Source organism: Aureimonas sp. SK2 (assembly GCF_029813115.1).
Classification (GTDB): Bacteria; Pseudomonadota; Alphaproteobacteria; order Rhizobiales; family Rhizobiaceae; genus Aureimonas.
In genome coordinates this window covers 41,299-67,875 of record NZ_JAPZDS010000013.1, presented here as the reverse complement: position 1 = coordinate 67,875, position 26,577 = coordinate 41,299, and the positions used below count along the sequence as shown (strand labels likewise).

Sequence of the window (26,577 nt, the reverse complement as noted above, 5' to 3'; positions counted from 1 at the left end):
CGCTATTCTTCGATCAGGAAGACGTGCAGCGTCGCAGGGCCGTGGACGCCGATGACGAGGCTGCCCTCGATGTCGGTGGTCCCGCTCGGACCCGTCGCGATGACGAGGTTGCGCGAGCGCGCGAGGTCCGCGTCCGCGACGGCGTCTTCGAGGTGCGGCACGACATCCCGCGTCCGCAGCGCCACCAGATGATGGAGCGGCAGGAAGGCGTCGAGGATCGCCATGTCGGAGCTTGAGCGCAGGACGAGGCTGGCCGTCTCGGCGATGCCCCGTTCCGCCATCGACAGGGCGACGCGGTCGTCCACCGCCGCCTGGAGGGCGAGGCCCGCGGCCGTCCAGTCGAGGGCTTCGAGCTCGGGCCGGGGCTGGATCTTCAGGGCCGGCGCGAGACCGAGGGAGGCCAGGCGCCGGGCGCAGGCGGCGGGAAGGTCCGCCAAGCTCGCCAGGCGCTCGGACGAGGCGCCGGGCGGCAGCCGCGTCACCGCCGCCTCGAACAGGGAGACGGGATCGCCTTCCGCCAGTCGCGGGCGCACGCGTTCCAGCTCGGCGAGGAGGGCATCGGCCTCCACGCGGATCGCGGTGGGATCGCCGGGACGGCCCAGCGCCCGGCCGATCGCGGAAAAGATGGTCTCGCGCGCGCTCATGGCCGCTCCCCGCGCTTCCGGCGCGCCGCCTCGGCCTGGAGAAAGGTCGGCCCGGGCGGCGGGGCGGGCATGTCGCGGTGGAGCGTCCAGGCGCCGGCCAGGCCCGGCAGTCGGGAAATGGCTCCGCGCCGCCCGCCCATCAGGCGCAGGACGCGGGCGGCGAGCCCGGTACCGATCCGCCAGAGGCGGGGGCGGGCCGCGGCGAAGGTGAAGAGCTTCAGCCCGGAGCGCATCGAGAGCGGCTCCAGCCCCTCGCGCCAGCTCCTCTCCCGCCAGCCCTTCAGGAGCGTCGGGAGCGGGATGTCCACCGGGCATACCTCGCGGCAGCGTCCGTTCAGCGTGCAGGCATGGGCGAGGTCGCGCGTCGCCGCGTTGAGCCCGTCGAAGACGGGCGTGAGCACCGCGCCCATGGGGCCGGGATAGGTGCCGCCATAGGCATGGCCGCCGATCTGGTTGAAGACCGGGCAATGGTTCATGCAGGCGCCGCAGCGGATGCAGCGGAGCATCTCGCGCATCTGCCGGTCGGCCAGCATCTTCGTGCGGCCGTTGTCGACGAGGACGATGTGCATCTCCTCCGGCCCGTCGAGGTCGCCCGGCCGCTTCGGCCCGGTATGGAAGGTCGTGTACTGCGTCAGCGCGGCGCCCGTGGCCGAGCGCACGAGGAGGCGCAGCATCATCGCCGCGTGGCCCATCGTCGGCACGAGCTTCTCGATCCCGGCCGTCACGATGTGGACGCGCGGCGGGGTCGTCGTCATCTCCGCGTTGCCCTCGTTGGTCACGGTACAGACCGAGCCCGTGTCGGCGACGAGGAAGTTCGCGCCGGAGATGCCGACCTCGGCGGAGAGAAAGCGCTGCCGCAGATGGCGCCGGGCGGAGGCCGCCATGGCTTCGGGCGTTTCCTCCCGGTGCGGGTCGGCGTGGGACGCCTTGAACAGCTCGGAAATCTGCTCGCGCGTCTTGTGCATGGCCGGCCAGATGATGTGGCTCGGGCGCTCGCCCGCGAGCTGCACGATGTGTTCGGCCAGATCGGTCTCGACCCGCTCGATCCCGGCCTCCTCCAGCGCGTGGGGCAGGCCGATCTCCTCGCCGAGCATCGATTTGGAGCGCGTGGCGCTTCGGGCGCCCGCCTTGCGGCAGATGTCCACCACGATGCGACAGGCCTCGTCCGCCGTCGCGGCATAGTGCACCACCGAGCCGCTGGCCACGGCGTTGCGCTCGAACTCGGCGAGGTAGTGTCCGAGATGGGCGACGACATGGTCCTTGATCTGCCGGCCGCGCTCGCGCGCCACCGCGAAGTCCGGCCATTGGTCGACGATCGCCGCGCGCTTGGTGCGGGCGGTGCCGGTGGTGCGGTCGATGGCGACCTTCAGCCAGTCGTCGGCGAGCGCCGCGTCCGTGCGGGCATGGAAGTCGAGGGGCGCGCGCTGGCTGGTGGCGCTCATCGGCTCTTTCCTCCCACGGCTTGGCCGATCGCGGCCGTGCCGAGGCGCCCGGTCAGCGCCTCCACCGTGTGGAAGGCGCGCACGCCGGACCCGCGCCGGCCAAGCTTACCGGCCATGTTCATGAGGCAGCCGAGATCGCCGCCGAGGAGGATCTCCGCCCCCGTGCCCTCGATCGCGCGCGCCTTCTCGTCCACCACCGCGTTGGAGATGGCGGGGTACTTCACGCAGAAGGTGCCGCCGAAGCCGCAGCAGACATTGGCGTCCGGCAGGGGCACGAGACGCAGGCCCTCGACGCTTTCGAGAAGATCGCGCGGCTGGTCGTGGACGCCGAGCTCGCGAAGCCCCGAGCAGGTGTCGTGGTAGGTGGCGATGGCCGAAAACCGCGACGGCTCCGGCCGGAACCCCATCACGTCGACGAGAAAACTCGTGATCTCGTGCGTCTTGGCCGCCAGCGCGCGTGATCGCCCGGCCCATGCCGCATCGCCCGCAAAGGTTTCCGGCCAGGTGTGGCGGATCGTGCCGGCGCAGGAGCCCGACGGGACGACAACGTAGTCGAAGCCTTCCAGGGCGGCGATCTGGTGCCGGGCCATGGCGCGTCCGTCCGCCTCGTCCCCCGAGTTGAAGGCGGGCTGGCCGCAGCAGGTCTGGTCCAGCGGCACAAAGACTTCGCAGCCCGCCGCCAGCAGGAGTTCGCGCGTGCTCTCGGCGATCGCCGGCCGCATCACGTTGACGAGGCAGGTGACGAAGAGCGCGACGCGTGGGCTTGCCGGAGGACGGGCGGGCGGGGCGGGATCGGGGGTCATCGGTCGGCCTTCCTCCAAAGGATGCAACGGTTTTGGAGCGCCCGGCCCGGCCGCGCAAGTCGCATTTCGCTGTCCGACGGGCCTTCTCCTCGCCCGCTTTCTGGCGCTGCGCCGCAACATCACGGATCGTGTCACGAGAGTTTCGCTTGGCGATCGGCGAAAGGCGTGATTAACTTTTCCTCAACAGCAACGGAGGCCCAAGAAATGTTCGTTGTGCGCATGGACTACGAGGACATCAGCAAGTTTCAGGCCTTTCGCTCGGTGGTGGGCGCGCGGGCGCACGCCCGGCGCTGCCGCAACGAGGACGAGCTGGCGGCCGAGGCGGTGCGGATCTACGACGTGCCCGACACGGTCGACGCCGAGATCGCGGTGGTGGCGGTGCGCGACGGGCTCGGCATTCCCGTCAGCGACGTCGATGCCGATCCCGGCCTGATCCTCGCCTCCATGGGGCTCGGCACCGGCCTTCGCATCTGACGGCCCCCGGCATCGGAGCCGCCCTTCCGGGAACGGACGGGCGGCTCGTCCGTTTTGCCGCACGTGCAACCGGACAGGAGCCGCAACATGGCAACCGATGCATTCCAGCAGGGCAAGCTGGCCTTCCAGAACAACGTGCCGAAGTCGGCCTGCGAATATCCCGTCGGCTCGACGCTCCGCACCGAGTGGATGGAGGGCTGGACGCAAGGCCTGAACGCCCGTCCCGCCGACCATGCCCATGGCGACGGCCATGTCGAGGAACGGCACGGGGCCGAGACCCGGCACTGACGACACCAACCTTCCCTAAGCCGGCGGTCGATCCCGTCGGCTTTCGTCTCTTTGGGACGTCTCTAGACGCGCGACTCTAGCCGAAAGAGTCGCGCGCCATAGATGATGCCATCAACGTGATCGGTCGCCGGCTCGGGGACAAGTCGTGTTGATAGGGATCGCGGCGCGGGGGTGCCACGTCGGTCCGAGCATGGGGGCCGAACCTGAACAGCCTGCACACCCATTTCCGGCGGATGGCGCGCTTCGGGTTCGTCGTCGGCGCGGTTGCCGCGCTGTCCGCCTGCCGCGGCCCGCAGTCGACCTTCGATCCCGCGGGAACGGAATCCGCCGAAGTCCTCCACCTCTTCTGGTGGATGCTGGGCGGTGCAGTCCTGATCTGGCTCTTCGTCATGGGCCTGTCGGTCTACGCCACAAAGGCGCATCCGAAAGCCCATAGCGAGCGGACAGGCACGCGGCTGATCGTCTGGGGCGGCGTCGCCTTTCCCGTGGTGGTCCTCACCGCGCTTCTCGCCTTCGGCCTCCAGATGATGCCGGGCTTTCGCGCCCCGGCCGACGGGCCGCGCATTGCCGTCTCGGGCGAGCGTTTCTGGTGGCGCATCCATTACGAGGCGTCCGACACGCCGGGCGTCGCCAAGACGCTGTCGGGCGAGGGCGTGCCCTCGGCCAACGAGCTCTGGATTCCCGTGGGCAAGCGGACGGAGATCCTCCTGTCCAGCCCCGACGTCATCCATTCCTTCTGGGTGCCGAACATCGCCGGCAAGGTGGACACGATCCCAGGCCGCATCACCCGCATCGTCCTGGAGCCGACCCGCACCGGCACGTTCCACGGCATCTGCGCCGAGTTCTGCGGCGACGCCCATGCGCAGATGCGCTTCGTGGTGAAGGTCGTCTCGGAGGCCGAGTTCGCGGGGCGCGTCGAGGCCGAGCGGGCGCCCGCGACTCTTCTCGACCACCCCGGCCGGCTCGCCTTCGAGGCCAACGGCTGCGGCGCCTGCCATCAGGTGCGCGGCACGGCATCGGCCGGCCTCGTCGGGCCGGACCTCACCCATCTCGGCTCGCGCGAGACGCTTGGCGCCGGCATCCTGCCGGTGACCACCGACAACATTCAGCGCTTCATCGCGCTCACCGAACACGAGAAGCCGGGTGTGCAGATGCCGTCCTTCGCGACCCTCCCGCCCGAACAGACGCGCGCGATGGCCGAATGGCTGGAGGCCCTGAAATGAGCGCCGCAGCCGAACTCGACGCGATGCGCCGCCCCGGCGACCCCGACCAGGAGGACGAGGCCGTCCGCAAGGGACAGCAGGAGCGCCTGATCAAGGTCTGGGAAACGCCGCCCGGCTGGCGCTACTGGTCCGACGTCAACAACACGACGGTCGGCGTCTGGTACACGGTCACCTCCTTCGCCTTCATGCTGTTCGCGGGCGTCCTCGGCCTGATGATCCGCGTGCAGCTGGCGGTGCCGGAGAACGACTTCCTGTCGGCGACGATGTACAACCAGGTGTACACGCTGCACGGCACGGTGATGATGTTCCTCTTCGCCGTCCCGATCTTCGAGGCGGTGGCGGTCATCCTTCTGCCGCAGATGCTCGGCGCGCGCGATCTGCCGTTCCCGCGCCTGTCGGCCTTCGGCTACTGGTGCTTCCTGATCGGCGGCATCTTCGTCTGCGGCTCGATCTTCTTCGGCCAGGCGCCGAACTCCGGCTGGTTCATGTATCCGCCGCTCACAACCCAGGCGCGGTTCACGCCCGGCTACGGGGCGGACATCTGGCTGCTCGGCCTGTCCTTCATCGAGGTCGCCTCCATCGCGGCGGCGGTCGAGCTGATCGTCGGCGCGCTGAAGTGCCGGCCGCCCGGCATGCGGCTCAACCTCATGCCGCTCTACGCTTGGTACGTGCTCGTCGTCGCGGCGATGATCCTCTTCGCGTTCCCGCCGCTGATCGCGGGCGACATCCTGTTCGAGATGGAGCGCCTGTTCGACTGGCCCTTCTTCGACCCGACGCGCGGCGGCGACCCGATGCTCTGGCAGCATCTGTTCTGGATCTTCGGCCACCCGGAGGTCTACATCGTCTTCCTGCCGGCGATTGCCCTGCTCGCCATGATCATCCCGACCTTCGCGCAGCGGCCGCTGCTCGGCTATTCCTGGATCGTGCTGGCGGCGGTCGGTACGGGGTTCCTCAGCTTCGGGCTCTGGGTCCACCACATGTTCACGACGGGCCTGCCGGCGATCTCGCTCGGCTTCTTCTCGGCGGCTTCGGAAGCCGTCGCGATCCCGACGGGCGTCCAGATCTTCGTCTTCCTGGCCACCTGCCTCGTCGGCAACGTCATCTATTCGGTGCCGATGCTCTTCGTCTCGGGGGCGCTCGGCATCTTCGTGCTCGGCGGCCTCACCGGCGTGATGGTGGCGCTCGCGCCCTTCGACTGGCAGGTCCACGACACCTATTTCGTGGTGGCGCATCTCCATTACGTGATCTTAGGGGGCGTGCTCTTTCCGATCGTCGCCGGCATCTACTACTACTGGCCGATCGTCTCCTCGCGGAAGCTGCATGACAAGGCGGGCAAGGTCGCCTTCTGGCTGATGTTCATCGGCTTCAACGTCGCCTTCTTCCCCATGCACTATTCCGGCATGATCGGCATGCCGCGCCGGGTCTACACCTACCCTGCCGCGCTGGGGCTCGAGATCCCGAACCTGATCTCCACGGTCGGCGCCTTCGTCTTCGCCGCCGGCTTCCTGATCGTGGTCGCCGACATGCTGCGGCCGCGGAAAGATCCCTATGCCGACCGCAACCCGTGGAACGCCGGCACGATCGAGTGGTCGGGCGAGATTCCGGATCAGCCCTGGGGCGTGCGCTCGGTGCCGATCGTGAAATCGCGCTACCCGATATGGGACCAGCCGGGCTTCGTCGACGACATGGACAAGGGGCGCTTCTACCTGCCCGATGCGCAGGAGGGAAAGCGCGAGACGCTGGTGACGACCGTTCTCGACGCCGAGCCGGTCCAGTGCCTGCGCGTGCCCGGCCCCTCCTTCGTGCCGATGTGGGCGGCGATCTTCCTCGGAAGCTGCTTCATCGCGGCGACCTTCCACCTCTGGACCGTGACGGTCGGCGCGCTCGTCGTCGCCATCGCGGTCATCATGTTCTGGCTCTGGAAGGCGACGGCGGTCATCCCGGAGAAGGAGACGAAGTATGTCGGCCTCGGCCTCGAGCTGCCGATCTACGTCTCCGGTCCGCATTCGGTCTCGTGGTGGGCCATGTTCATCACCATGCTGGGCGACGCGACGGCCTTCCTGTCGCTCTGCTTCGGCTACTATTTCTTCTTCACCGTCCATGCCGACTTCCCGCCGGCGGGCACCGAGGGGCCGGGCACGGTCTGGCCGACCGTCTCGCTCGTCCTTTTCGCGCTCGCCTGGGGCGCCTGCTTCCTGTCGCACAAGGTCCTGCGGGGCGGCGGCGTCATCGGTGCACGTCTCTTCCTGACCGTCTCCTTCCTCGCCTCGCTCGGCGCGGGCGCGGCGCTCCTCTGGGGGCCGCACGCGACGGGGCTCCAGCCGACGGCCCACGTCTATCCCGCCACCGTCTGGATCCTCGCCATCTGGACCGCGATCCACGCCCTCGTCGGCACGCTGATGGTCGGCTACTGCCTCGCCCGCTCGTTCGCCGGACAGTTGACGCCGCGCCACGACATCGACCTGTCGAACGTCGCACTTTACTGGCACTTCGCCGCCGCCACCGGCCTCGTGACGGTCGGCACCATCGCCTATTTCCCGCTCGTCGCAGGGGGCGCCTGATGTTCGGTCTGCGGCAGGGGACGCGCGATTCCCTCATCACCATGATCGCGACACCCACGGTCTGGGCGCTGCATTTCCTCTTCTGCTACGTCACGGCCGCGGTCGTCTGCGCGCCCAACACCGACATCTTCCGGCCGATCGGCGGCGAACGCGTGGCGATCGCGGTGGCGACCGCGCTGAGCCTCCTCTTCTGCTGGTTCGCGGGCTTCCGGGCCTGGCGGGAATGGCGGCAGGCGGGCGGCAAGCCGCCGCACGACCAGCCGACCGACCACGACCGCGAGCGGCAGATGGAACTCGCCTCCGCGCTCCTGTCCGGGCTGTCGTTCCTCGCGATCATCTTCACGGCGCTGCCGGCGCTCTTCCTGGTGGACTGCCGATGAGCCCGGCCCTGCGACGGCACGGCCCCTCGGGGCTGGGGCTCGGGCTCCTCCTCTTCCTCTGGGCGGGGCCGCTGGTCGGGCGGGCGGAGACCTCGTTCGCCGCGCATATGATCCTCCACATGGGCCTCGTCGCCGTCGCGGCGCCGGTCCTCGCTTTCGGCCTGACGCGTTCGGTGCCGGCCGTCGGCGCCCGTATCTCCGCGCGCTTCGCGATCCTCGCGGCGCTCGCCGAATTCGTGCTGGTCTGGTCCTGGCATGCGCCGGCGCTCCACGACGCCGCGCGGCGCGAGACATGGGTGCTCGTCCTCGAACAGACCTCGTTCCTCCTTGCCGGCCTCCTTGTCTGGCTTGCTGCCTTCGGCACGGCCGAGGGCGGGCGCGGGGCGAGGGCGGCGGGCGTCGCGGCGCTCCTGATGACCTCCATGCACATGACGCTGCTCGGCGCGCTCCTCCTCTTCGCGCCGCGCCCGCTCTATGCCTGCGGCGACCTGTGTTCGCCCCTTGCGACGCTGACGCCCTTGGAGGACCAGCAGCTCGGCGGTGTCCTGATGCTCCTGGTCGGCGGCGCGGCCTACCTGATCGGCGGCCTGTCCCTGCTGGGCAAGCTTCTCAACGAAAAGCGCGAAGGCGTCGCCCCGGCATGAAGTGGACCCTCACGATCCGCCCCTGGCACCTCGTCGCCGCGCCGTTCGCGGCGGTCGGCGCGGCGCTTCTCGTCGGCGGCTCGGGCCTCGTTTCGGTCGCCGCCAATACCGGCCATTTCGCGCCGGTCGAATGGTTCCTGCACTGGACCCTCCAGCGCGCGGTCGACACGCAGTCCCTGCCGATCTCGAAGCCCGGCGACGTGTCCCTGCAGGATCCGCTCCTGATCCAGCGCACGGCTGGCCATTTCGCCAGCGGCTGCGCGCCCTGCCACGGCGCGCCGGGCGAGAACCAGACGCCCGTCGCGCGCGCCATGATGCCGCCCGTGCCGCGGCTGAAAACCCAGGTCGGCGAATGGCGCGACCGCGAGCTGTTCTGGATCGGCAAGCACGGCATCAAGTATTCCGGCATGCCGTCCTGGTCGACGCAGGACCGGCCCGACGAGGTCTGGGCGCTGGTCGCCTTCCTGCGCGCGCTCCCGGGAATGACGCCGGAGCGTTACCGTGAACTGGCCTACGGGCGATCCAGTGCGGACCCCGGCCGTCCCGGCCTCCAGGCGCTGGGCCAAGCGGGCGACACGGCGCTGGCCGACTGCGCCCGCTGCCACGGCGAGGACGGGCGCGGCGTCGGCCCGGCCGGCAGCTTTCCGCCGATCGGCGGCCAGTCGGAGGAGTATCTCTTCCAGACGCTCCTCGCCTTTTCCTCTGGCGAGCGCCAGAGCGGCATCATGACGCCCGCCGCCGGCATCCACGACGAGGCGACGCTGCGGCGCCTCGCGGCCCACTATGCCGCGCAGCCGCGCATCGCCGCGCCGGCGGAGCCGCTCGGGCGCCCGCAGGGCGTCGCCATCGGCTACGAAGGCGCCGTGCGCCTGCCGCGCGGGAGCATCGGGCCGGACGCGCCCGCTGACGAGCCCGTGCCGACCGGCCCGGCGGCCGCCGTGGACCCCTCCGCCGCGCACGGCTATCCCGTGTCCACGAGCGGGCTCATGGAGCTTGGCCGGCGCATCGCGGAAGAGGGCCTGCCGCACCAGAAGCTCGCGGCGTGCCAGACCTGCCACGGCGGGGAAGGGGCGGCGACGAACCCGCTCTATCCGCGCCTCGACGGTCTGCCCGAATGGTACACCGCGACCCATCTCCAGATGTGGAAGGACCGCCATCGCGGCGGCACGCCGCTCGCCCGCGTCATGGAGACGATCGCGATCAACCTCACGGAAGAGCAGATCGACGCGCTCGCCCTCTGGTATTCGCGCCGCGGCGACTGACGGCCGTCTTCCGGCTGTCCCCGACATCCGGCATGAAAGAGGTCCGAACGATTCGAGAAAGGACCGCCGTCCCGATGCGAGACCCTTCGACGGACCGCAGGCCGTGAACGGCCCCCTGTTCCTCGGGCTCGACGCCGGCGGTACAGCCTGCCGCGCCCGGCTGGTGGACGCGTCCGGCCTCGTGTTCGGCGAAGGCCATGCCGGGCCGGCCCAGGCGCGGCTGGGCGTGGAGGCGAGCTTCGAGGCGATGCTGACGGCCGCCCGCGAGGCCTGGCGCGCCGCCGGCCTCGGCCCCTTCGACTTCGCGAGGCTCCGGGTCGGCGCGGGCATCGCCGGAATCGAGCGCGTCGGCGTCGCCGACCTCTTCGCCGCGCGCCCGCACCCCTTCGCCAGCCTCACGATCTCCGGCGACGGCACGATCGCCTGCCTCGGCGCCCATGGCGGCGAGGACGGGGGCATCGTGGTAGCCGGCACCGGCTCGATCGCCTTCGGCCTTCTGGAAGGGCGCGCCTTGCGCTTCGGCGGCTACGGCTTTCCCGGCTCCGACGAGGGCTCGGGTGCGCGAATCGGACTGGCCGCCGTGGACGCGGCTTTCCGGGCGGTCGACGGCCGGCTGTCGGGCTCGATCCTCGCCGACGGCGTGCTGGCCCGCGCGGGCGGCGGCGCCCACGCGCTGACGGCCTGGTGCGACACGGCCTCGGCCACCGACTATGCCGCGCTCGGCCCCCTGGTCGCGGAGGCGGCGGCCCATGGCGACCGTGTGGCGGACGGGATCCTGCGGGGGGCGGCGCAAGCAATCGGCGATCTCGTCGACACGCTGCGCGACGCCGGCTGCGAGCGCGTGTCGCTGGTCGGCGGGCTCGCCGGCCCGCTGACGCCGTTCCTGCCCGAGGGCCTTGCCGAGACCCTGGACGAGCCGCTCGGCGACCCGCTCGACGGCGCCCTGATCCTGGCGGGGCTTGCCCCGCTCGGCGCTCCGGAGGCCTGAGGGAAAGGCTGGCGCGACGGGCCTCCGATCCTATAGTCAGGGCCGATCCGAATCGCGCATCACGAGGACTGGACCCATGAAGTCACGCGCCGCCGTCGCCTGGGAAGCGGGCAAGCCCCTCACGATCGAGACCGTGGACATCCGGGGACCGCAGCCGGGCGAGGTGCTGGTCGAGATCATGGCGACCGGCGTCTGCCACACCGACGCCTACACGCTGTCGGGCCTCGATTCTGAAGGCAAGTTCCCGGCGATCCTCGGCCACGAGGGCGCCGGCATCGTGCGCGAGGTGGGCGCGGGCGTGACGAGCGTGAAGCCCGGCGACCACGTCATCCCGCTCTACACGCCCGAATGCCGCAACTGTAAGAGCTGCCTGTCGCAGAGGACCAACCTCTGCACCGCCATCCGCTCGACGCAAGGCCAGGGCGTCATGCCGGACGGCTCCTCGCGCTTCCGCTGCGACGAGACCACCGTCTTCCACTACATGGGCTGCTCGACCTTCTCGAACTTCACCGTCCTGCCCGAGATCGCGGTAGCCAAGGTCCGCGAGGACGCCCCCTTCGACAAGATCTGCTACATCGGCTGCGGCGTGACGACGGGCATCGGCGCCGTCATTTACACGGCCAAGGTCTGGCCGGGCGCGAACGTGGTCGTGTTCGGCCTCGGGGGCATCGGCCTCAACGTGATCCAGGGCGCGCGTATGGTCGGCGCCGACAAGATCATCGGCGTCGACCTCAACCCCGGCAAGGTCGAGATGGCGCGGAAGTTCGGCATGACCGACTTCGTCAATCCCAACGAGGTGGGCCACGACAAGGTCGTCCAGGCGATCCTCGATCTCACCGGGGGCGGCGCCGACTTCTCCTTCGACGCGACGGGCAACACGACCGTCATGCGCCAGGCGCTGGAATGCTGCCACCGGGGCTGGGGCGAGTCGATCATCATCGGCGTGGCGGAAGCGGGCAAGGAGATCTCCACCCGTCCGTTCCAGCTCGTCACGGGCCGCGTCTGGAAGGGCACGGCCTTCGGCGGCGCGCGGGGGCGGACGGACGTTCCCAAGATCGTCGACTGGTACATGGACGGCAAGATCAACATCGACGACCTCATCACCCACACGATGCCGCTCGACGAGATCAACACCGCCTTCGACCTCATGCACGAGGGCAAGTCGATCCGCTCGGTCGTGGTCTACTGACCGCGATCGACTGGCGCTGGTCGCGCCTCGAGGAGATGACGGGGCCGGAGGTCCATGACCTCCTCCGGCTCCGGCAGGACGTCTTCGTGGTGGAGCAGGCCTGCGCCTTCCCCGAGATCGACGGGCGCGATCGCGAGGCGCTGCATCTGCGCGCCTTCCGGGACGGCGCTCTCGCCGGGACCCTTCGCGTCTTCGCGCCCGGCGCGGGCAGCCGCGCCCGCATCGGCCGCATCGCGACGGGCAGGGCCTTTCGCGGCGGCGGCCTCGGCCACCGGCTGATGCAGGAGGCGCTGCGCCTGTGCGCCGAGCGCTGGCCGGAGGCCGCGGTCGACCTGTCGGCGCAATCGCATCTGGAAACCTTCTACGCGGTTCATGGGTTCGTCACGATCTCCAGTCCCTATCTGGAGGACGGCATTCCCCATCTCGACATGCGCCGCGAGTCGGCGGCCTGAGCCAGAACGAAAGGACCTTTCATGCCCCTCGACGTGATCTCGGAAGCGAAGGCCCATGGCGGCACGCAAGGCGTGTACCGCCACCAGTCGCGCACCACCGACACGCCGATGACCTTCGCCGTCTTCGTGCCGCCGCAGGCGCGGGACGGGAAGGTGCCCGTCCTCTGGTACCTCTCGGGCCTCACCTGCACGCACCAGAACGCGATGGACAAGGGCGAATTCCGCCGGGCGGCGGCCGAGCACGGGATCATGATCGTCCTGCCCGACACGAGCCCGCGCGGCGAGGGCGTGCCCGACGAGCCGGACAACTGGCAGTTCGGATCGGGCGCCGGCTTCTATGTCGATGCGACGGAGCGGCCCTATGCCGAGAATTACCGCATGTATTCCTACGTGACGGACGAACTGCCGGGCTACGTCGCCACGCATTTCCCCGTCGACATGAACCGGCAGGGCATCTTCGGCCATTCCATGGGCGGCCACGGCGCGCTGATGGCGGCGCTGCGCAACCCCGAGACCTACCGGAGCGCCTCGGCCTTCGCGCCGATCGTCCAGCCCTCGACGGCCGGCTGGTCGCGCCCCGCCTTCGAGAAGTATCTCGGCCGCGACCGCCAGTCCTGGCGCGCCTACGACGCGACGCTCCTGATCGAGGACGGGCACCGCTTCCCCGAGTTCCTGGTGGACCAGGGCACGGCCGACGGCTTCCTCGACGACGGCCTGCGCCCGCAGCTTCTGAAGGAGGCTTGCGACAGGGCGGGCATCCGCCTGACCCTCAACATGCGCGAGGGCTACGACCATTCCTACAATTTCATTTCCACGTTCATGGACGACCATCTCGCCTGGCATGCCGAACGCCTGAAGCGATAGGGCGTCCGAACCCGGACATTCAATCGTTTCGATGGAACGCTCGTCCGGCATCCGCTAAACCCTTTGCCGACAGCGCAGGGTGGAGGACGAATCGGATGAGCGACGGGCAGCAGGCGGATCTCGGCGTACTGGGCATGGGCACGATGGGCGCAAGTCTCGCGCTCAACTTCGCCGACAACGGCGGCTTCACCGTCGCGCTCGGCAACCGCACGGTGGAGAAGGCCTACGGGGTGCGCGACGAGAACCCCGCTCTCGCCGACCGTCTCGTGCCGACCGACGGGGTGGAGCACTTCGTCTCGACGCTCAAGAGCCCGCGCGTCGTGGTGCTAATGGTCAATGCCGGCAAGCCGGTGGACGACCAGATGGCGCTCGTCCTGCCGCATCTCGAACCCGGCGATATCCTGATCGACGCGGGCAATGCCGACTTCAACGACACGGTGCGCCGCGAGAAGGCGGTCAAGCCGACCGGCATCCACTTCGTCGGCATGGGCGTCTCGGGCGGCGAGGTCGGGGCGCGCAACGGTCCGTCCATCATGGTGGGCGGCGACGAGAAGGTCTGGCAGCGCCTGAAGCCGCTGCTCGAGCCGATTGCCGCCAAGTTCGACGGCTCCCCTTGCGTCGACTGGCTCGGGCCGGACGGCGCCGGTCACTTCGTCAAGACGATCCACAACGGCATCGAATATGCCGACATGCAGATGATCGCCGAAGTCTACGGCATTCTGCGCGACGCGGTCGGTCTCAAGGCGCAGGAGATGGCCGACATCTTCGCCGATTGGAACCGCCGCGACCTCCAGTCCTATCTGATCGAGATCTCCGCCCTCGTCCTGGCCGAGCGCGATCCCGAGACGGGCGGCGCGCTGGTCGATCAGATCATCGACGAAGCGGGCCAGAAGGGTACGGGCCGCTGGTCGGTGATCGAGGCGCAGAAGCTCGGGATCGGGGCGACGACGCTGGAGGCCGCCGTCTCGGCGCGCGGCGTCTCCTCGCGCCGCCGGGAGCGGGCGGAGGCGGCGCGGATCTTCGGGAACGTGAAGACGGCGCGCGCCGAGTTCCATGCCGACCACGACGGGCTGGCCGAACTCGAAGGCGCGCTCGTCGCGGCCAAGATCATCGCCTATGCTCAAGGGTATGCGACCCTGGCCGAGGCCAGCCGCGAGTTCTCCTGGAACCTGCCGCTCGGGAGATCGCGCGCATCTGGCGGGCCGGCTGCATCATCCGCTCGCGCTTTCTCGACGACATCACGCGCGCCTACGAGGCGGGCGACGTGGTCAACCTCCTGCAGGCGCCGAGCTTTACCGCCCGCATCGAAGCGGGCCAGGAGGCGCTGCGCCGCGTCGTCGCCAAGGCGGCGCTGGCGGGCATCCCGGTGCCGGCCCTGTCGGCCGCGCTCGCCTATTTCGACGACTACCGCCGGGCACGCGGCACCACCAACCTCACGCAGGGCCAGCGCGACCTCTTCGGTGCGCACACTTTCCATCGCCTCGACCGGGAGGGTACCTTCCACCACAAGTGGCCGCAGGCCTGACGGAGCATTCCCAACCATCACGGCCGCTCTCGGCATCCTCAACAAAACGGGAGCGGCGTTGTCCGCGCCTCGCGTCCGATTAGTTCGCCCTCGACAGGAAGACCGCGCCGGTCTTCGACCCTTTGCGACGAGGATGCGACGATGCGACTGATGACACGATCCGGGGGCCTGGCCGCCCTTCTCGCCGGCACGCTTCTGGCCGGCGGCGCTCTGGCACAGGACACCAACAGCCAAGGCGAGCGCCTGCCGCATGTGGACGGCAACGCGCCGGCCACCGGCACGGCCTCGTCCACGCAAGGGGCCGCGACGGGCACGCCCGTCGAGACCGAGGCCGCCAACGCGCCGGACCAGCAGCCGGCCTTCGCCGGCCAGACCCGTGCGCCCCAGCCGGCCGAGATGCCGGAAGTCACCACCGAGACGGTGGCCGAAGGCCTGCCCAACCTCTGGGCTATGGAATTCCTTCCGGACGGCCGGATGCTCGTGACCGCCAAGGAAGGCAAGCTCATGGTCCTGCCGGCCGCGGGCGAGGAAGGCGAGCCGATCGAGGTCTCGGGTGTTCCGGAAGTGGACGCGCGCGAGCAGGGCGGCCTTCTCGACGTGGCACTCGGCCCGAACTTTTCCTCCGACAACATGATCTACTTCACCTTTTCCGAGCCGCGCGGCGCGGAGGGCAACGGCACCGCGCTCGCCAGCGCCCGGCTTGCGATGGCGGACGGATCGGCCTCGCTGGAGGACGTGAAAGTCATCTTCCAGCAGATGCCGAGCTACGAGGGCAACAAGCACTTCGGCTCGCGCATCGTCTTCGACGGCGAGGGCAAGCTGTTCCTGGGCGTCGGCGAGCGGTCGGACGACCCGATCCGCGACCAGGCGCAGGACCTGAACTCCGGACTCGGCAAGGTCTTCCGCATCAACGCCGACGGCTCGGTGCCTGAAGACAACCCCTTCGTCAGCCAAGAGGGCGCGCAGGACGCGATCTGGAGCTACGGCCACCGCAACATCCAGTCCGCCGCGCTCGACGCGGACGGCCGTCTCTGGACCATCGAGCACGGGCCGCGCGGCGGCGACGAGCTGAACGCGCCGGAAGCCGGCAAGAACTACGGCTGGCCGGTCATCACCTACGGCATCGAGTACGGCGGCGACGAGGTGAACGAGGGCATCACCGCCAAGGAGGGCATGGAGCAGCCGGTCTACTACTGGGATCCGGTGATCGGCCCGTCGGGCATGGCCCTCTACCAGGGCACGGAGTTTCCCGAGTGGGAGAACGCCTTCCTGGTCGGCGGGCTGGTGACGCAGGGTCTCGTGGTCCTGACGATGAACGACGAGGGGCGTGTCGCCACGGAAGAGCGCGTGCCGCTCGAGGCGCGCATCCGCGACGTGAAGGTCGGTCCGGACGGTGCGGTCTACGCCGTCACCGAGACGCGCGGCGGCGGCGGCTCCACCATCCTGCGGCTGACCAAGGCTTAAAGGACTTCAAGCGTGGCGGCGCGTTCCTCAGGGAGCGCGCCGTCCTGTCTGGGAGGGCGGGCACCCATAGCGCAGGCGGTAGCGCCGCGCGAACTCGCCCAGGTGGAGGAAGCCCCACCGGTAGGCGATCTGCGAGACCTGGAGGCGTCCCTCGTTGGCCACGAGGTCGGCATGGGCCCTTTCGAGCCGGCGGTCGAGGATGTAGCCGAGGGGCGTAAGCCCCGTATGCGCCCGGAACGCGCTCTGCAGCGTGCGAACGCCGACGCCTGCGGCCGCCGCGACGTCGCCCACCGTCAGCGCCTCGCCGAGATGGGCTTCGATGTAGTCGATCGCCTGAGAGACGGTGCGCTCGCCGACCGCGCCGGCCGAGGCTTGGTCGCGCGGCCAGACCGACAGGATCTGGTTCAAGAGCACGTCGTGAAGGAGCGGACCCATGATCGCGTCCGCGTCGGTTCCCACGTGCTGCACGATGCGCCGGATCGTGTCGACGAGTGCCCGAAGGCGTGGTCCGTCGAGGCTCGCAAGCTTGTGGAGGCGCAGAGGCGCATCCGGACCCTCCAGCGCCTCGTGACGGGCCAGGAGGTCCGCGGCGGCGATCGAGCAGGACATCACCTCCGTTCCGGGATGAAACCGAGACGCCACGAGGTCGCGTGCAGGCAGGATCGTGGCCGCGCCGGCGCGGATCTGGTGGTCCTCGCCGTTGAGGTGACGCAAGAGCGCGCCGCGCAAGGGAATGCGGACGGAGTAGACGTCGAGGCCTTCGGCGGGAATGCTCTCGAAACCCGTGTGAGATCCGACCGTCCAGACCGCGAGGCGCGGCATCAGGAGTCCGCGGATGTCGATATGCGGCGCCCCGGGCGCGGTCGGGCGGAAGGTGACAGGGATGTCGCTGCAGGCGTTCAGCGCCTCCAGCGCGTCGAAATCGGCGACATGCCGACGGAGGTTTTTCCCGTCTCCCGGCCCATCGCCCTGGATGGGAAACGGGTCCGGGCTGCCGCTCGGTCCCCTTCCGTCTTCCAGCGCCCTCAGCATTTCACGCTCCACGACATTTCCTGCGGTCTTCGGCGCCATGGCGCATGTGCAACCTCGGCGTTACGAAGGCCGTGACGGAGTTATATCGTGCGACAGTTGATGGCTAGCTTAAGACCGGTCGTAAAAGTTGCGTGGAATTCATCCGAAGCGCGACGGCTCACAGCGGAACGGCGACCGGACCAAGCCTTGCGGGATGAGCCATGATGGCCATCGGCACGCCGTAGATCATGTCCAGCGCCTCGGCGGTGACGACCGCCTCGGGGTGACCGCGCGCGACGAGGCGTCCGGCCTTGAGGGCCACGATCTCGTCGCAGAAGCGGGCGGCCATGTTGATGTCGTGCAGCACCACGACGACGCCGACGCCGCGGGTGCGGCTCAGATCGCGGACGAGGGAGAGAACCTCGATCTGGTGCGCGACGTCGAGCGCCGAGATCGGCTCGTCGAGGAGCAGGCAGCCGGCATCCTGGGCCACCAGCATGGCGAGCCAGGTGCGCTGGCGTTCGCCCCCGGACAGCGCGTCCACCGGGCGGTCGGCGAGGGGCAAGGTGCCCGTCGCCCGCAGGGCCTCCTCCACGTGCGTGCGGTCCGCCGCCGAGAAGCGCCCGAACGGCCCGTGCCAGGGATAGCGGCCGAGCGCGGCGAGTTCGCGAACGAGAAGGCCGGGGGCGGGCGGGGTGGTCTGCGGGAGATAGGCGACATGGCGGGCGAAGTCGCGCTCGCCCCAGGCGGCGAGGTCGCGTCCTCCCAGCGCCACGCGTCCGCCCGTCGGCCGCTCCTGCCGGGCCAGAAGCTTCAAGAGCGTCGACTTGCCCGAGCCGTTGTGGCCGACGAGGCCCAGGACACGGCCCGGCGCGAGATCAAGCGAAAGCGGATGGAGGAGGGTGCGGCCGGCCACGGCGAAGGATGCCGCCTCGAGTTCGAAGGCGAGCGCCGGCCGGGCGACGGGCGAGATCTGGTTCATCGGGCGTGTCTCCGGCGGGCGAGAAGCAGCATCAGGCATGGCGCGCCGACCAGCGCCGCGACGATGCCGGTCGGCAGCGTCCAGGGAAAGGCGAGGGTGCGGCCGAGCCAGTCCGCCAGCACGAGCAGCGCGCCGCCCGCGAGCGCGCTGACGAGAAGCGCGGGGAGCGGACGGTGGAAGCCGAGGAGGCGGGCGAGGTGCGGCGCCATCAGACCGACGAAGGTGAGCGGGCCGGCGATGGGCGTGGCGGCCGCGGTAAGCAAGGCCGCGAGCCCGAAGAGGGCAAGGCGCGTGCGCGCCAGAGGGACGCCCAAGGCGCGGGAAACCGGGCTTCCGAGCGGCAGGATGGCGAGCGGACGCGCGGCGAGCGCCGCCAGGGCGACGAGCGCTGCGGCCACGGCGCTGGCACCGACGGCACCGCCCGGCGTCATGCCGCTGGTCGAGCCGGCCATCCAGGCGAACAGCATCAGGGCGCGGGGATCGCCGCTCGCCGACAGGAGGCCGACCACGGCGTCGAGCAGCGCGTTCAGCGCGATGCCGGCCAGCAGGACCCGTTCGGGCTGGAAACCGGAGCGCCGCCCGAAGGCGAGCACCGCCGCGATCACGACGAGACTGCCGGCAACCGCCGCCGTCCCGAGCACGGCCGGTCCCGGCGCGGCCAAGGCGAAGAGGGCGATCGCGGCGGCAAAGGCCGCGCCCGCGCTGACGCCCAGCACTTCCGGGCTCGCCATCTCGTTGCCGGTGAGGCGCTGAAGGATCAACCCGGCCGCGCCGAGCATGGCGCCCGCCGCGCCCGCGCCGAGAATGCGCGGCCAGCGCAGCGGCAGGATGTCGGCGAAGAGGGCGGGCGACAGGAGGCCCCAGCGCCCGCTCGCCGGGTCGGGGCCGAGAAGGAGGGCGGCTCCCAAAAGGCCGAGGCCGAGCAGGAGCGCCAGCATGGCGCGCCGCCCGGAGACCGGTCCGCCGGCGGCGGCGCCCGGCTCGGCCGGGACCGGGGCGCGGTCGGCGGCGGCAAGACGCGGCAGGAGCAGGAGCAGCAGCGGTGCCCCGACGATCGCCGTCACCGCGCCCGTCGGCAGGAAAGCGCCGGACGGGGCCGGAACGGCCTGGAGCGCCGCGTCCGTCAAAAGCAGCATCGCGGCTCCGAGGCCGACGGAAAGCGCGAGCCGGCCCGCGAAGGATCGGGCGCCCGACAGGCGCGCGAGCAGCGGTGCGACGAGGCCGATGAAGCCGATGACGCCCACCGCGCTGACGGTGAAGGCGGAGATCACCACGGCCAGGAGCACGGCCAGTGCCCGCAGCCGGCCGGGATCGAGCCCGCGCGCCCGGGCGTTGGCGTCGTCGAGGTCGAGAAGGCCGAGGGGGCGCACGAGCAGCAGTGCGGCGGGCGCGATCACGGCGAGGCGCCCGGCCAAGGCCAGGAACGGCTCCCAGCTCTGCTGCGACAGCGAGCCCGCCCCCCAGATGAAGAGGCTGGCGAGATAGCGGTCGTTGAGAAGGGTGAGAAGCGCCGATAAGGCGCCGGCATAGAGGCCGACGACGAGGCCGGCGAGGATCAGCGACACGGCGGCGAAATGGCGCTTTCGCACCAGCGCGAAGACGAGAAGCGCCGCCAGGCCGCAGCCGGCGAACGTGACGAGGTCGCGGCCCCAGCCGAGGAGGCCGGGGGCGGCGAGCGTCGCGAGGCTGAGCGCCAGCCGCCCGCCCGCCTCGACGCCCAGCGTCGTCGGCGAGGCCAGCGGGTTGCGCAGCGCCTGCTGGAGAAAGGCGCCCGCCGCCGCCAACGCCCCGCCGCACAGGACCGCCATGGCGAGGCGCGGCAGCGTGGAATGGAGAAGCACCATGCGCGAGGCGTCGTAGCCAGCGGCGGCGGGCGCATCGAGGAGGGCCGTCAGGGGGGCGGCCACCACGAAGGCCGCCAGGAGGAGGGCGGGCAGGCCGAGCGCGGCGAGAAGCAGCCCGCCTTTCGGACGCGGCAGGGCGACGGCGCTCATGCCGCAGGGTCCGTCAGGGCCCGCGTGGCGAGGCGGGCGAAGCGGGCGGCGGAGCCGAGGGCGCCGAAGGTGAGCACCGGTTCGATGCGCCGGACGCGGCCCGCGCGCACGAAGGGCAGCTCGGTCCAGAGCGGGCTCGCCTCCAGCGTCGGCCAGGTGTCGGGCGGCGCGGGATCGACCGAGAGGAGATATGCGTCGCCGAAGGGCGCGAGCGCTTCGACGCCCACCGTGTTGAAGCCCCAGGCATTGACCGGTTCGGGATAGGCGTTGCGAAGGCCGAGACCGTCCAGCGCATTGCCGAAGAGGCTGGCGCGGCCGAAAACGCGCGCGTGCCGCGTGTCCATGAAGGCGACGACAAGAAGCGGCGGCAGGCTCGGAGGCAAGCGGCGCGAAAGGCCCGCCAGTTCCGCGTCGAAGGCGGCAATGGCGGCCTCGGCGCGCTCGGGAATGCCGAGACGCGCGCCGAGCTGCCGCGTTACCTCCCGCGCGCGGGGGAGGGGCTCCTGTCCCGCGCCGTAGAGGGTCAGGCGCTCCACGGGCGCGATGCGCGCGGCGGCCGGCTCGGCCATGGCCGTGTAGTCGGTCGACAGGATCAGGTCGGGCTTCAGGGCCGCGAGACGCTCGAGGTTCGGTTCCTGCGAGGCGCCGAGATCGGCCACGCCGGGCGGCAGCGTCTCGCCCGTCCAGGTCGGCCAGTCGGCCGCCGACATGACGGCGACCGGCACGATGCCGAGAAGCAGGAGGATCTCGGCGAGCCCGTAGTCGAAGCAGGCGATGCGGCGGGGGTAACGCACCTCGGCCAACGCGCCGGTGGCCGGGAAGGCCGAAGCGGCAAGGCCCGCAAGGACCGCCCGGCGGTGGAGGAGAGGTTGGAGCATCGGCGGCTTATGTGGAGTAGATAGGTCATCTTTTCCCTAGCTTCCACCACGCCCGAGGGCAAGACCAAGGGCGGGCTTAGCCCTGTGCCTCGCCCAGCGTATCGGCCATGACCGCGCCCCGGCGGCCCATCGGCCGGGGCGGCTCCCTTGTCGAGTCGCGCGCGGTCTGGTGCTCCAGCTCGGCGTCGAGTTCCGCGCCGACCAGCACGACCATGGAGGAGATCCAGATCCAGGTCATGAAGCCGATGGCCGCACCCAGCGAACCGTAGGTCTCGTCGTAGCTGCCGAAGTTCTGCGCATACCAGGAGAAGGCGATGGAGAAGATCACCCACAGCACGGCGGCAAGGCCGGCGCCCGGCGTGATCCAGCGCCAGCGCGCTCGGCGCCGGCTCGGCCCGTAGCGGTAGACGACCGACAGGCCGCCCGCCACGACAACGAGCAGCAGCGGCCAGCGCAGCACGAGAAGCCAGGACTCGATGCCGCCGAGGCCGACGAAGTTCAGCGCGATCGGCAGCACCACCACGGCGGCCAGCGCCACGATCAGGAACACGATGGCGCAAAGCGTGAAGAAGAGGGACACCAGGGTGAGGCGGATGAAGCCGCGCTTCTCCTCCTCCTCGTAGACGATGTTGAGCGCGTCGAAGAGCGTCTTCATGGCGGCATTGGCGCTCCAGAGCGCGAGGCCGAGGCCGAAGGCGAGCCCGAGCCCGAGCTTGGTCTCCTCCTTGGAGGCGACCCGGCCCATCTGCTCGGAGATGATGTCCATTGCCCCGCCCGGCAGGAAGCCGGACAGGACCTGCATCTGGTCGCCGAAATTGGACGCGTCGGTGAAGAGGCCGTAGATCGACACGGTGGCGGTAACGGCCGGGAACAGGGCGAGCAGGACGTAGAAGGTCATGCCGGCCGCGACCAGCATCAGCCGGTCGGCCGAGAACTCCTGCACGGTGCGCCAGAGGACGTCCTTCCAGCCTTTGGCCGGGATCTGTCCGGGATGTTCGGCGGCCCGCCCGCGCCCTTCTTCGGCCATTGCCGAAGCATCCGCATGGCCGGCGCCCTCCGATCGAAAGCCGCCTGTCGCGCCGTCATGTCCGTCGCCGCCCGCCTCGCCGGGCCACGGGCGGCGTGCCAGGGCGCCCAGCGCGCCGAGCAGGCCGAGCGATGCAAGGCCCAGGGCGATCTCGCCGCCTGCGAGGCGGCGGCGGTGTCGGCGGCGGGCGGTGAAGTCCATGTCTGTTCCCCTCGGACGCGTCGGCTATCGCCGAACCGCAAACGCTCGATCCCGCGATCCGATCCACCCCGTCGGCAAGCCCGCTGCGAGCCGCCTAAGCTTACGCGCCTAAGCGAAGTGTCGGGGGCGAAAGCGGAACGGGCTCCCGCGCCCCGCCTTCCCCGGAGGAGCATCAGCAAGGAGGCGAGCCATGAAAGCCCTGACCTGGCACGGCAAGAGCGACATTCGCTGCGAGAGCGTGCCCGACCCGAAGATCGAGGACGCAGGCGACGTCGTCATCAAGGTGACGGCCTGCGCGATCTGCGGATCGGACCTCCACATCTACGACGGCATCATTCCCGGAATGGAGTCCGGCGACATCATGGGGCACGAGACCATGGGCGAGGTCGTGGAGACCGGCTCGGGCGTCTCCAACCTCACGGTCGGCGACCGGGTCGTCGTGCCCTTCACCATCTCCTGCGGCGAGTGCTTCTTCTGCAAGCGCGGGTTCTTTTCCGGCTGCGAGCGCTCCAACCCCAACAAGGAGCTGGCGGCGAAAGCCTGGGGCCATTCGCCGGCGGGCCTGTTCGGCTACTCCCACCTTCTCGGCGGCTTCCCCGGCGGTCAGGCGGAATATCTTCGCGTGCCCTATGCCGATGTCGGGCCGATCAAGGTGCCGTCGCATCTCACCGACGAGCAGGTCCTGTTCCTGTCCGACATCTTCCCGACCGGCTACATGGCCGCCGACTTCTGCAACATCCAGGAAGGCGACACGATCGCCGTCTGGGGCTGCGGTCCGGTCGGTCAGATGGCGATCAAGAGCGCCTTCATGCTGGGGGCGGGCCGGGTGATCGCCATCGACACGGTGCCCGAGCGCAAGGCCATCGCGGCCCAGAGCGGCGCGATCGTGCTCGACTTCATGGACGAGGACATCTTCGAGCGCATCCAGGAGCTGACGAACGGGCGCGGCGTCGACGCCTCGATCGACGCGGTCGGGTCGGAAGCGCACGGGTCGGGCTCCTTCGACGCCGTGATCGACCGGGTGAAGCAGGCGACCTTCATGGGCACCGACCGACCCCACGTCCTGCGCCAGGCGATCCATTGCACGCGCAACTTCGGCACGGTGTCGATCGTCGGCGTCTACGGCGGCTTCCTCGACAAGATCCCGATGGGCTCGGCGATCAACCGGGGCCTGACCTTCCGCATGGCGCAGACGCCGGTGCAGCGATACCTGCCGATCCTGCTCCAGCGCATCGAGGAAGGTCAGATCGACCCGTCCTTCATCATCACCCACCGGGCGAGCCTGGAAGAGGGGCCGGACCTCTACAAGACCTTCCGCGACAAGCAGGACGGTTGCGTCAAGGTGGTGCTGAAACCATGAGCCAGATCCCGCATTCGACCGGCGGCGAGCGCCGGCTCGCCGTCGTCACCGGCGCCTCCAGCGGCATCGGGTTGGAACTCGCCAGGCTCTGCGCGAAGGACGGCTTCGACCTCGTGGTTGCCGCCGACGAGCCGCAGATCCGGACGGCGGCCGAAGAACTGCGGGCGCTCGGTGCCCGCGTCGACGCGGTGGAAGCCGACCTCGCCACTTCGGAAGGGGTGGGCCGGCTCTACGACGCGATCGCCGGCCGGCCGGTCGACGCGCTTCTCGCCAATGCGGGGCGCGGCCTCGGCCGCGCCTTCCTGGACCAGGACTTCGCCGACATCCGGCGCGTGGTGGACACCAACGTCACCGGCACGATCGAGCTGATTCACCGGGTCGGTCGCGACATGCGCGCGGCCGGCCGCGGGCACATCCTTCTGGTCGGCTCGATCGCGGGCTTCATGCCCGGCGCCTTCCAGGCGGTCTACAACGCCACCAAGAGCTTCATCGACAGCTTCGCCTTCGCCTTGCGCAACGAGTTGCAGGACACCGGCGTCACCGTGTCCTGCCTCATGCCGGGGCCGACCGACACCGAGTTCTTCCGCCGGGCCGGTCTGATGGACACGGCCATGGGGCAGGGGCCGAAGGACGATGCGGCCGGCGTCGCCAGGGCGGGCTTCGACGCCATGATGTCGGGCAAGGGCGACGTGGTCAGCGGCTGGAAGAACAAGTTGACCGCGACGCTCGCCGCGATCACTCCGTCGGAGGTCCTGGCCCAGCAACACCGAAAAATTGCAGAGCCGGGAACAAATGTGATTTGACCGTGTTCGACAGACGAGCCCAAGTCGGACAAGACGAAGCGGCTCGCGCCGCTTCGAGTCCGGCCTTGGCCGGGATGAGAAATCGACATTCAACGAGACGAGTTTCGCCGGAATGGGACGGGTCCCGGTCGCGGCGCCCCGACAACTTTTGCGTGCGAAGAGTTTCCGGTGACGAACAAAGATCCCGTCGACGTCCATATTGGAAGCCGCCTCCGGGGCGCTCGCGAAGCCCGTCACATGACCCTGGGGCAGGTCGGCCGGGATCTGGGGCTTACCTACCAGCAGATCCGGAAATACGAGAGCGGCGAAAATCGCCTGAGTGCGAGTCGCCTCTACCAGTTGTCCAAGCTCCTGAAGGTCGAACCGGCCTACTTCTTTCGGGGCCTCGGCAGCGAGTCCGACGGAATCATGGGCCGCGCCAGCGAGGACCCGGCGCTTTCGGCCGCGCTCGACCGGATCGGCAACCCCGAAATCCGGCGGCATCTCAAGGGCCTGATCGACGTGCTCGACGTCGATTTTCCGCCGGAGCGTCCGTCCTCCGCCTCCTCCGACACCGCGTCCTGAGACGCACCGCGCGCCCGGCCGGCCGCGCCCGATGATCGCTTCGCCCTCCGAGCCCGGCGGGACGGTCGCAGGCGGGCGGCTGCGCCGCTTCGCCTTCCGGGTGCTGGCGTCCGTCGCTCTCGTCCTGGCGCTGGCCGGCGTGGTCCTGCCCGGCCTCCCCGCAACACCCTTTCTGCTGCTCGCGGCATGGGCTGCGGCGCGCGGGTCGCCGGAACTCGCGGCGCGCATCGAGACCCATCCACGCCTCGGACCGCTTCTCGCCAACTGGCGCGAGCGGCGTGTCGTCCCCTTGCGCGCCAAGTGTCTTGCCGGGGCCTCCATGGCGGCGAGCCTTGCGATCCTCGCCGTTTCCGGGGCTCCGGTTCCGGTCGTCGCCGGCGTCGGGGCAATCCTCCTCTGCGTCTCGACCTATCTCTTCACGCGCCCCTCGCGCTGAGACGCGCTGCCCATTCCTGCGCGGCGATGCGAATTTCTGGGTGAACCTGACCGTCACTCGTCTTGCGCGTTGGAACACCCGTGATACCGTGGATCGGCCTCGGACCAACCTGCCGCAGAGCGGGGGGCGACGGCGGAACCTGGGAGGAATCACATCATGAACAGGCGCTCGTTCCTGTTGTCGTCGGCTGCGATGGGCGTGGTCGCCCTCTCCGCCGGCAAGGTCTTCGCGCAGAACGCTCCGCTGACCCTTCTCGGCTCCGTGCCGAGCCTCAGCTTTCCGTTCTTCGTCCACATGCTCAACCAGATCAAGGCCGAGGCGCAGGAGATCGGCGGCATCACGCTGATCGAGAGCGACGGCCAGAACTCGGCGCCCAAGCAAACGGGCGACGTCGAGGCGGCCGTGGTGCAGAAGGTCGACGCCATCGTCATCTCGCCGCTGGACGTGAACTCGCTGGCTCCGGCCGTCGAGCAGGCGGTGCAGGCCGGCATTCCGGTGGTGACGATCGACCGGCGCGTCGACGGGGTGGAGGGCATCCTCGCCCATGTCGGCGCCGACAACGCCAAGGGCGGCGAGGCGCAGGCCAACGCGATCATCGCGGCCCGGCCCGACGGCGCCAAGATCTTCCACCTCCAGGGACAGCCGGGCGCAGGCCCCGCGATCGACCGCAACAAGGGCGTGCATGCCGTGCTCGACGGCAAGGACAAGTACCAGATCGTCTTCGAGCAGACGGCCAACTTCGCGAGAGCCGAGGCCCTGTCGGTGACCGAAGCCGGACTCACCGCCCACGGCAAGCCCGACGTCATCGTCTGTGCCAACGACGACATGGCGCTGGGCGCCATGGAGGCCTGCGAGGCGGCCGGCCACACGGATGTCCTGATCTACGGCTTCGACGCGCTGCCCGAAGCCCTGGCCGCCGTGCGCGACGGCAAGCTGGCGGGCACGGTGGAGCAGTTCCCGGGCGAGCAGTCCCGCACGGCGGTGCGCATCGCGGTGGACTTCGCCCGCAACGGGACGAAGCCCGCCGAGGCCCAGGTTCTCCTGACGCCGATCGTGATCGGCAAGGACAATCTCGACAAGTCCGAGCGCCTCGGCGAAGCCGGCTGACGACGGACCCC

The 26,577-nt window shown here is 70.0% G+C and carries 25 protein-coding genes and 1 pseudogene; 18 read left to right on the top strand and 8 right to left on the bottom strand.

Annotated features, from left to right (window positions below):
• Positions 1-2: 2 nt before the first annotated feature.
• The 3 genes from O5O54_RS16195 to O5O54_RS16185 are packed head-to-tail and all read right to left on the bottom strand — an operon-like array spanning position 3 to position 2,889.
• On the bottom strand, positions 3-644 hold the full coding sequence (locus tag O5O54_RS16195) for an LUD domain-containing protein (protein WP_279482863.1): 642 nt from the start codon (positions 642-644) through the stop codon (positions 3-5).
• Positions 641-2,086, bottom strand: coding sequence for a LutB/LldF family L-lactate oxidation iron-sulfur protein (locus O5O54_RS16190; RefSeq protein WP_279482862.1), 1,446 nt, complete (start codon positions 2,084-2,086; stop codon positions 641-643). The genes O5O54_RS16195 and O5O54_RS16190 overlap by 4 nt, the downstream gene beginning before the upstream one ends.
• Entirely contained in the window at positions 2,083-2,889 is an 807-nt protein-coding gene (locus O5O54_RS16185) for a (Fe-S)-binding protein (RefSeq protein ID WP_279482861.1), read from the bottom strand. The genes O5O54_RS16190 and O5O54_RS16185 overlap by 4 nt, the downstream gene beginning before the upstream one ends.
• Positions 2,890-3,093: 204 nt before the next feature.
• On the opposite strand from O5O54_RS16185, the gene O5O54_RS16180 reads away from it, so the two are divergent.
• The 13 genes and pseudogenes from O5O54_RS16180 to O5O54_RS16120 all read left to right on the top strand — a co-directional run bounded on the left by O5O54_RS16180 (position 3,094) and on the right by O5O54_RS16120 (position 16,203).
• Positions 3,094-3,363 (top strand): hypothetical protein, encoded by a 270-nt coding sequence (locus O5O54_RS16180; RefSeq protein ID WP_279482860.1) that lies wholly within the window; start codon positions 3,094-3,096, stop codon positions 3,361-3,363.
• Positions 3,364-3,450: 87 nt separating this feature from the next.
• A complete protein-coding gene (locus tag O5O54_RS16175; protein ID WP_279482859.1) occupies positions 3,451-3,651 on the top strand; it encodes an Rmf/CrpP family protein in 201 nt (66 codons plus the stop codon).
• A 233-nt stretch (positions 3,652-3,884) separates the two neighbouring features.
• Positions 3,885-4,874, top strand: a complete 990-nt coding sequence (locus O5O54_RS16170; protein WP_279482858.1) for a cytochrome c oxidase subunit II — start codon at positions 3,885-3,887, stop codon at positions 4,872-4,874.
• Between the two features lie 23 nt (positions 4,875-4,897).
• On the top strand, positions 4,898-7,435 hold the full coding sequence (gene ctaD / locus O5O54_RS16165; RefSeq protein WP_279482940.1) for a cytochrome c oxidase subunit I: 2,538 nt from the start codon (positions 4,898-4,900) through the stop codon (positions 7,433-7,435).
• Positions 7,435-7,815 (top strand): hypothetical protein, encoded by a 381-nt coding sequence (locus tag O5O54_RS16160; protein WP_279482857.1) that lies wholly within the window; start codon positions 7,435-7,437, stop codon positions 7,813-7,815. The genes ctaD and O5O54_RS16160 overlap by 1 nt, the downstream gene beginning before the upstream one ends.
• The gene (locus tag O5O54_RS16155) at positions 7,812-8,459 is read left to right on the top strand and encodes a cytochrome c oxidase assembly protein (RefSeq protein WP_279482856.1); all 648 of its coding nucleotides are present in this window, start codon (positions 7,812-7,814) and stop codon (positions 8,457-8,459) included. The genes O5O54_RS16160 and O5O54_RS16155 overlap by 4 nt, the downstream gene beginning before the upstream one ends.
• Positions 8,456-9,721, top strand: coding sequence for a c-type cytochrome (locus O5O54_RS16150; RefSeq protein WP_279482855.1), 1,266 nt, complete (start codon positions 8,456-8,458; stop codon positions 9,719-9,721). Before O5O54_RS16155 ends, O5O54_RS16150 begins: the two co-directional genes overlap by 4 nt.
• 103 nt (positions 9,722-9,824) lie before the next feature.
• Positions 9,825-10,709, top strand: a complete 885-nt coding sequence (locus tag O5O54_RS16145) for a BadF/BadG/BcrA/BcrD ATPase family protein (protein WP_279482854.1) — start codon at positions 9,825-9,827, stop codon at positions 10,707-10,709.
• Between the two features lie 76 nt (positions 10,710-10,785).
• Complete coding sequence (locus tag O5O54_RS16140) at positions 10,786-11,898, top strand: S-(hydroxymethyl)glutathione dehydrogenase/class III alcohol dehydrogenase (RefSeq protein WP_279482853.1); 1,113 nt, start codon at positions 10,786-10,788, stop codon at positions 11,896-11,898.
• 35 nt (positions 11,899-11,933) lie between these two features.
• The gene (locus O5O54_RS16135) at positions 11,934-12,350 is read left to right on the top strand and encodes a GNAT family N-acetyltransferase (protein WP_279482852.1); all 417 of its coding nucleotides are present in this window, start codon (positions 11,934-11,936) and stop codon (positions 12,348-12,350) included.
• 21 nt (positions 12,351-12,371) lie between these two features.
• Entirely contained in the window at positions 12,372-13,214 is an 843-nt protein-coding gene (fghA, locus tag O5O54_RS16130) for an S-formylglutathione hydrolase (RefSeq protein ID WP_279482851.1), read from the top strand.
• A 95-nt stretch (positions 13,215-13,309) separates the two neighbouring features.
• Positions 13,310-14,739 (top strand): annotated as a pseudogene (gene gndA / locus O5O54_RS16125) (NADP-dependent phosphogluconate dehydrogenase).
• A gap of 150 nt (positions 14,740-14,889) precedes the next feature.
• Positions 14,890-16,203 carry a PQQ-dependent sugar dehydrogenase gene (locus tag O5O54_RS16120; RefSeq protein WP_279482850.1) on the top strand — a complete coding sequence of 438 codons (1,314 nt, stop codon included), beginning with the start codon at positions 14,890-14,892 and terminating at the stop codon, positions 16,201-16,203.
• 27 nt (positions 16,204-16,230) lie between these two features.
• Here O5O54_RS16120 and O5O54_RS16115 read toward each other — a convergent pair whose 3' ends face one another.
• The 5 genes from O5O54_RS16115 to O5O54_RS16095 form a co-directional block, all read right to left on the bottom strand.
• Positions 16,231-17,274, bottom strand: a complete 1,044-nt coding sequence (locus tag O5O54_RS16115) for an AraC family transcriptional regulator (RefSeq protein WP_279482849.1) — start codon at positions 17,272-17,274, stop codon at positions 16,231-16,233.
• A gap of 118 nt (positions 17,275-17,392) precedes the next feature.
• Positions 17,393-18,196: an ATP-binding cassette domain-containing protein gene (locus O5O54_RS16110; RefSeq protein WP_279482848.1), complete on the bottom strand. Its 804-nt coding sequence runs from the start codon at positions 18,194-18,196 to the stop codon at positions 17,393-17,395.
• Positions 18,193-20,190 carry a Fe(3+)-hydroxamate ABC transporter permease FhuB gene (fhuB, locus tag O5O54_RS16105; RefSeq protein ID WP_279482847.1) on the bottom strand — a complete coding sequence of 666 codons (1,998 nt, stop codon included), beginning with the start codon at positions 20,188-20,190 and terminating at the stop codon, positions 18,193-18,195. Before fhuB ends, O5O54_RS16110 begins: the two co-directional genes overlap by 4 nt.
• Positions 20,187-21,068 carry an ABC transporter substrate-binding protein gene (locus O5O54_RS16100; protein ID WP_279482846.1) on the bottom strand — a complete coding sequence of 294 codons (882 nt, stop codon included), beginning with the start codon at positions 21,066-21,068 and terminating at the stop codon, positions 20,187-20,189. Before O5O54_RS16100 ends, fhuB begins: the two co-directional genes overlap by 4 nt.
• 76 nt (positions 21,069-21,144) lie before the next feature.
• Positions 21,145-22,296, bottom strand: coding sequence for a YihY/virulence factor BrkB family protein (locus tag O5O54_RS16095; RefSeq protein WP_279482845.1), 1,152 nt, complete (start codon positions 22,294-22,296; stop codon positions 21,145-21,147).
• Positions 22,297-22,486: 190 nt separating this feature from the next.
• Here O5O54_RS16095 and O5O54_RS16090 point away from each other — a divergent pair, with 190 nt between their 5' ends.
• From O5O54_RS16090 to O5O54_RS16070, 5 genes are all read left to right on the top strand, one after another.
• Positions 22,487-23,656, top strand: a complete 1,170-nt coding sequence (locus tag O5O54_RS16090) for a glutathione-dependent formaldehyde dehydrogenase (RefSeq protein ID WP_279482844.1) — start codon at positions 22,487-22,489, stop codon at positions 23,654-23,656.
• Positions 23,653-24,459 carry an SDR family oxidoreductase gene (locus O5O54_RS16085; RefSeq protein ID WP_279482843.1) on the top strand — a complete coding sequence of 269 codons (807 nt, stop codon included), beginning with the start codon at positions 23,653-23,655 and terminating at the stop codon, positions 24,457-24,459. Before O5O54_RS16090 ends, O5O54_RS16085 begins: the two co-directional genes overlap by 4 nt.
• Positions 24,460-24,627: 168 nt before the next feature.
• On the top strand, positions 24,628-25,023 hold the full coding sequence (locus tag O5O54_RS16080) for a helix-turn-helix transcriptional regulator (protein ID WP_279482842.1): 396 nt from the start codon (positions 24,628-24,630) through the stop codon (positions 25,021-25,023).
• A 31-nt stretch (positions 25,024-25,054) separates the two neighbouring features.
• Positions 25,055-25,459, top strand: a complete 405-nt coding sequence (locus tag O5O54_RS16075; RefSeq protein ID WP_279482841.1) for a YbaN family protein — start codon at positions 25,055-25,057, stop codon at positions 25,457-25,459.
• A gap of 156 nt (positions 25,460-25,615) precedes the next feature.
• Positions 25,616-26,566 carry a substrate-binding domain-containing protein gene (locus O5O54_RS16070; protein ID WP_279482840.1) on the top strand — a complete coding sequence of 317 codons (951 nt, stop codon included), beginning with the start codon at positions 25,616-25,618 and terminating at the stop codon, positions 26,564-26,566.
• The last annotated feature ends 11 nt before the right edge of the window (positions 26,567-26,577 follow it).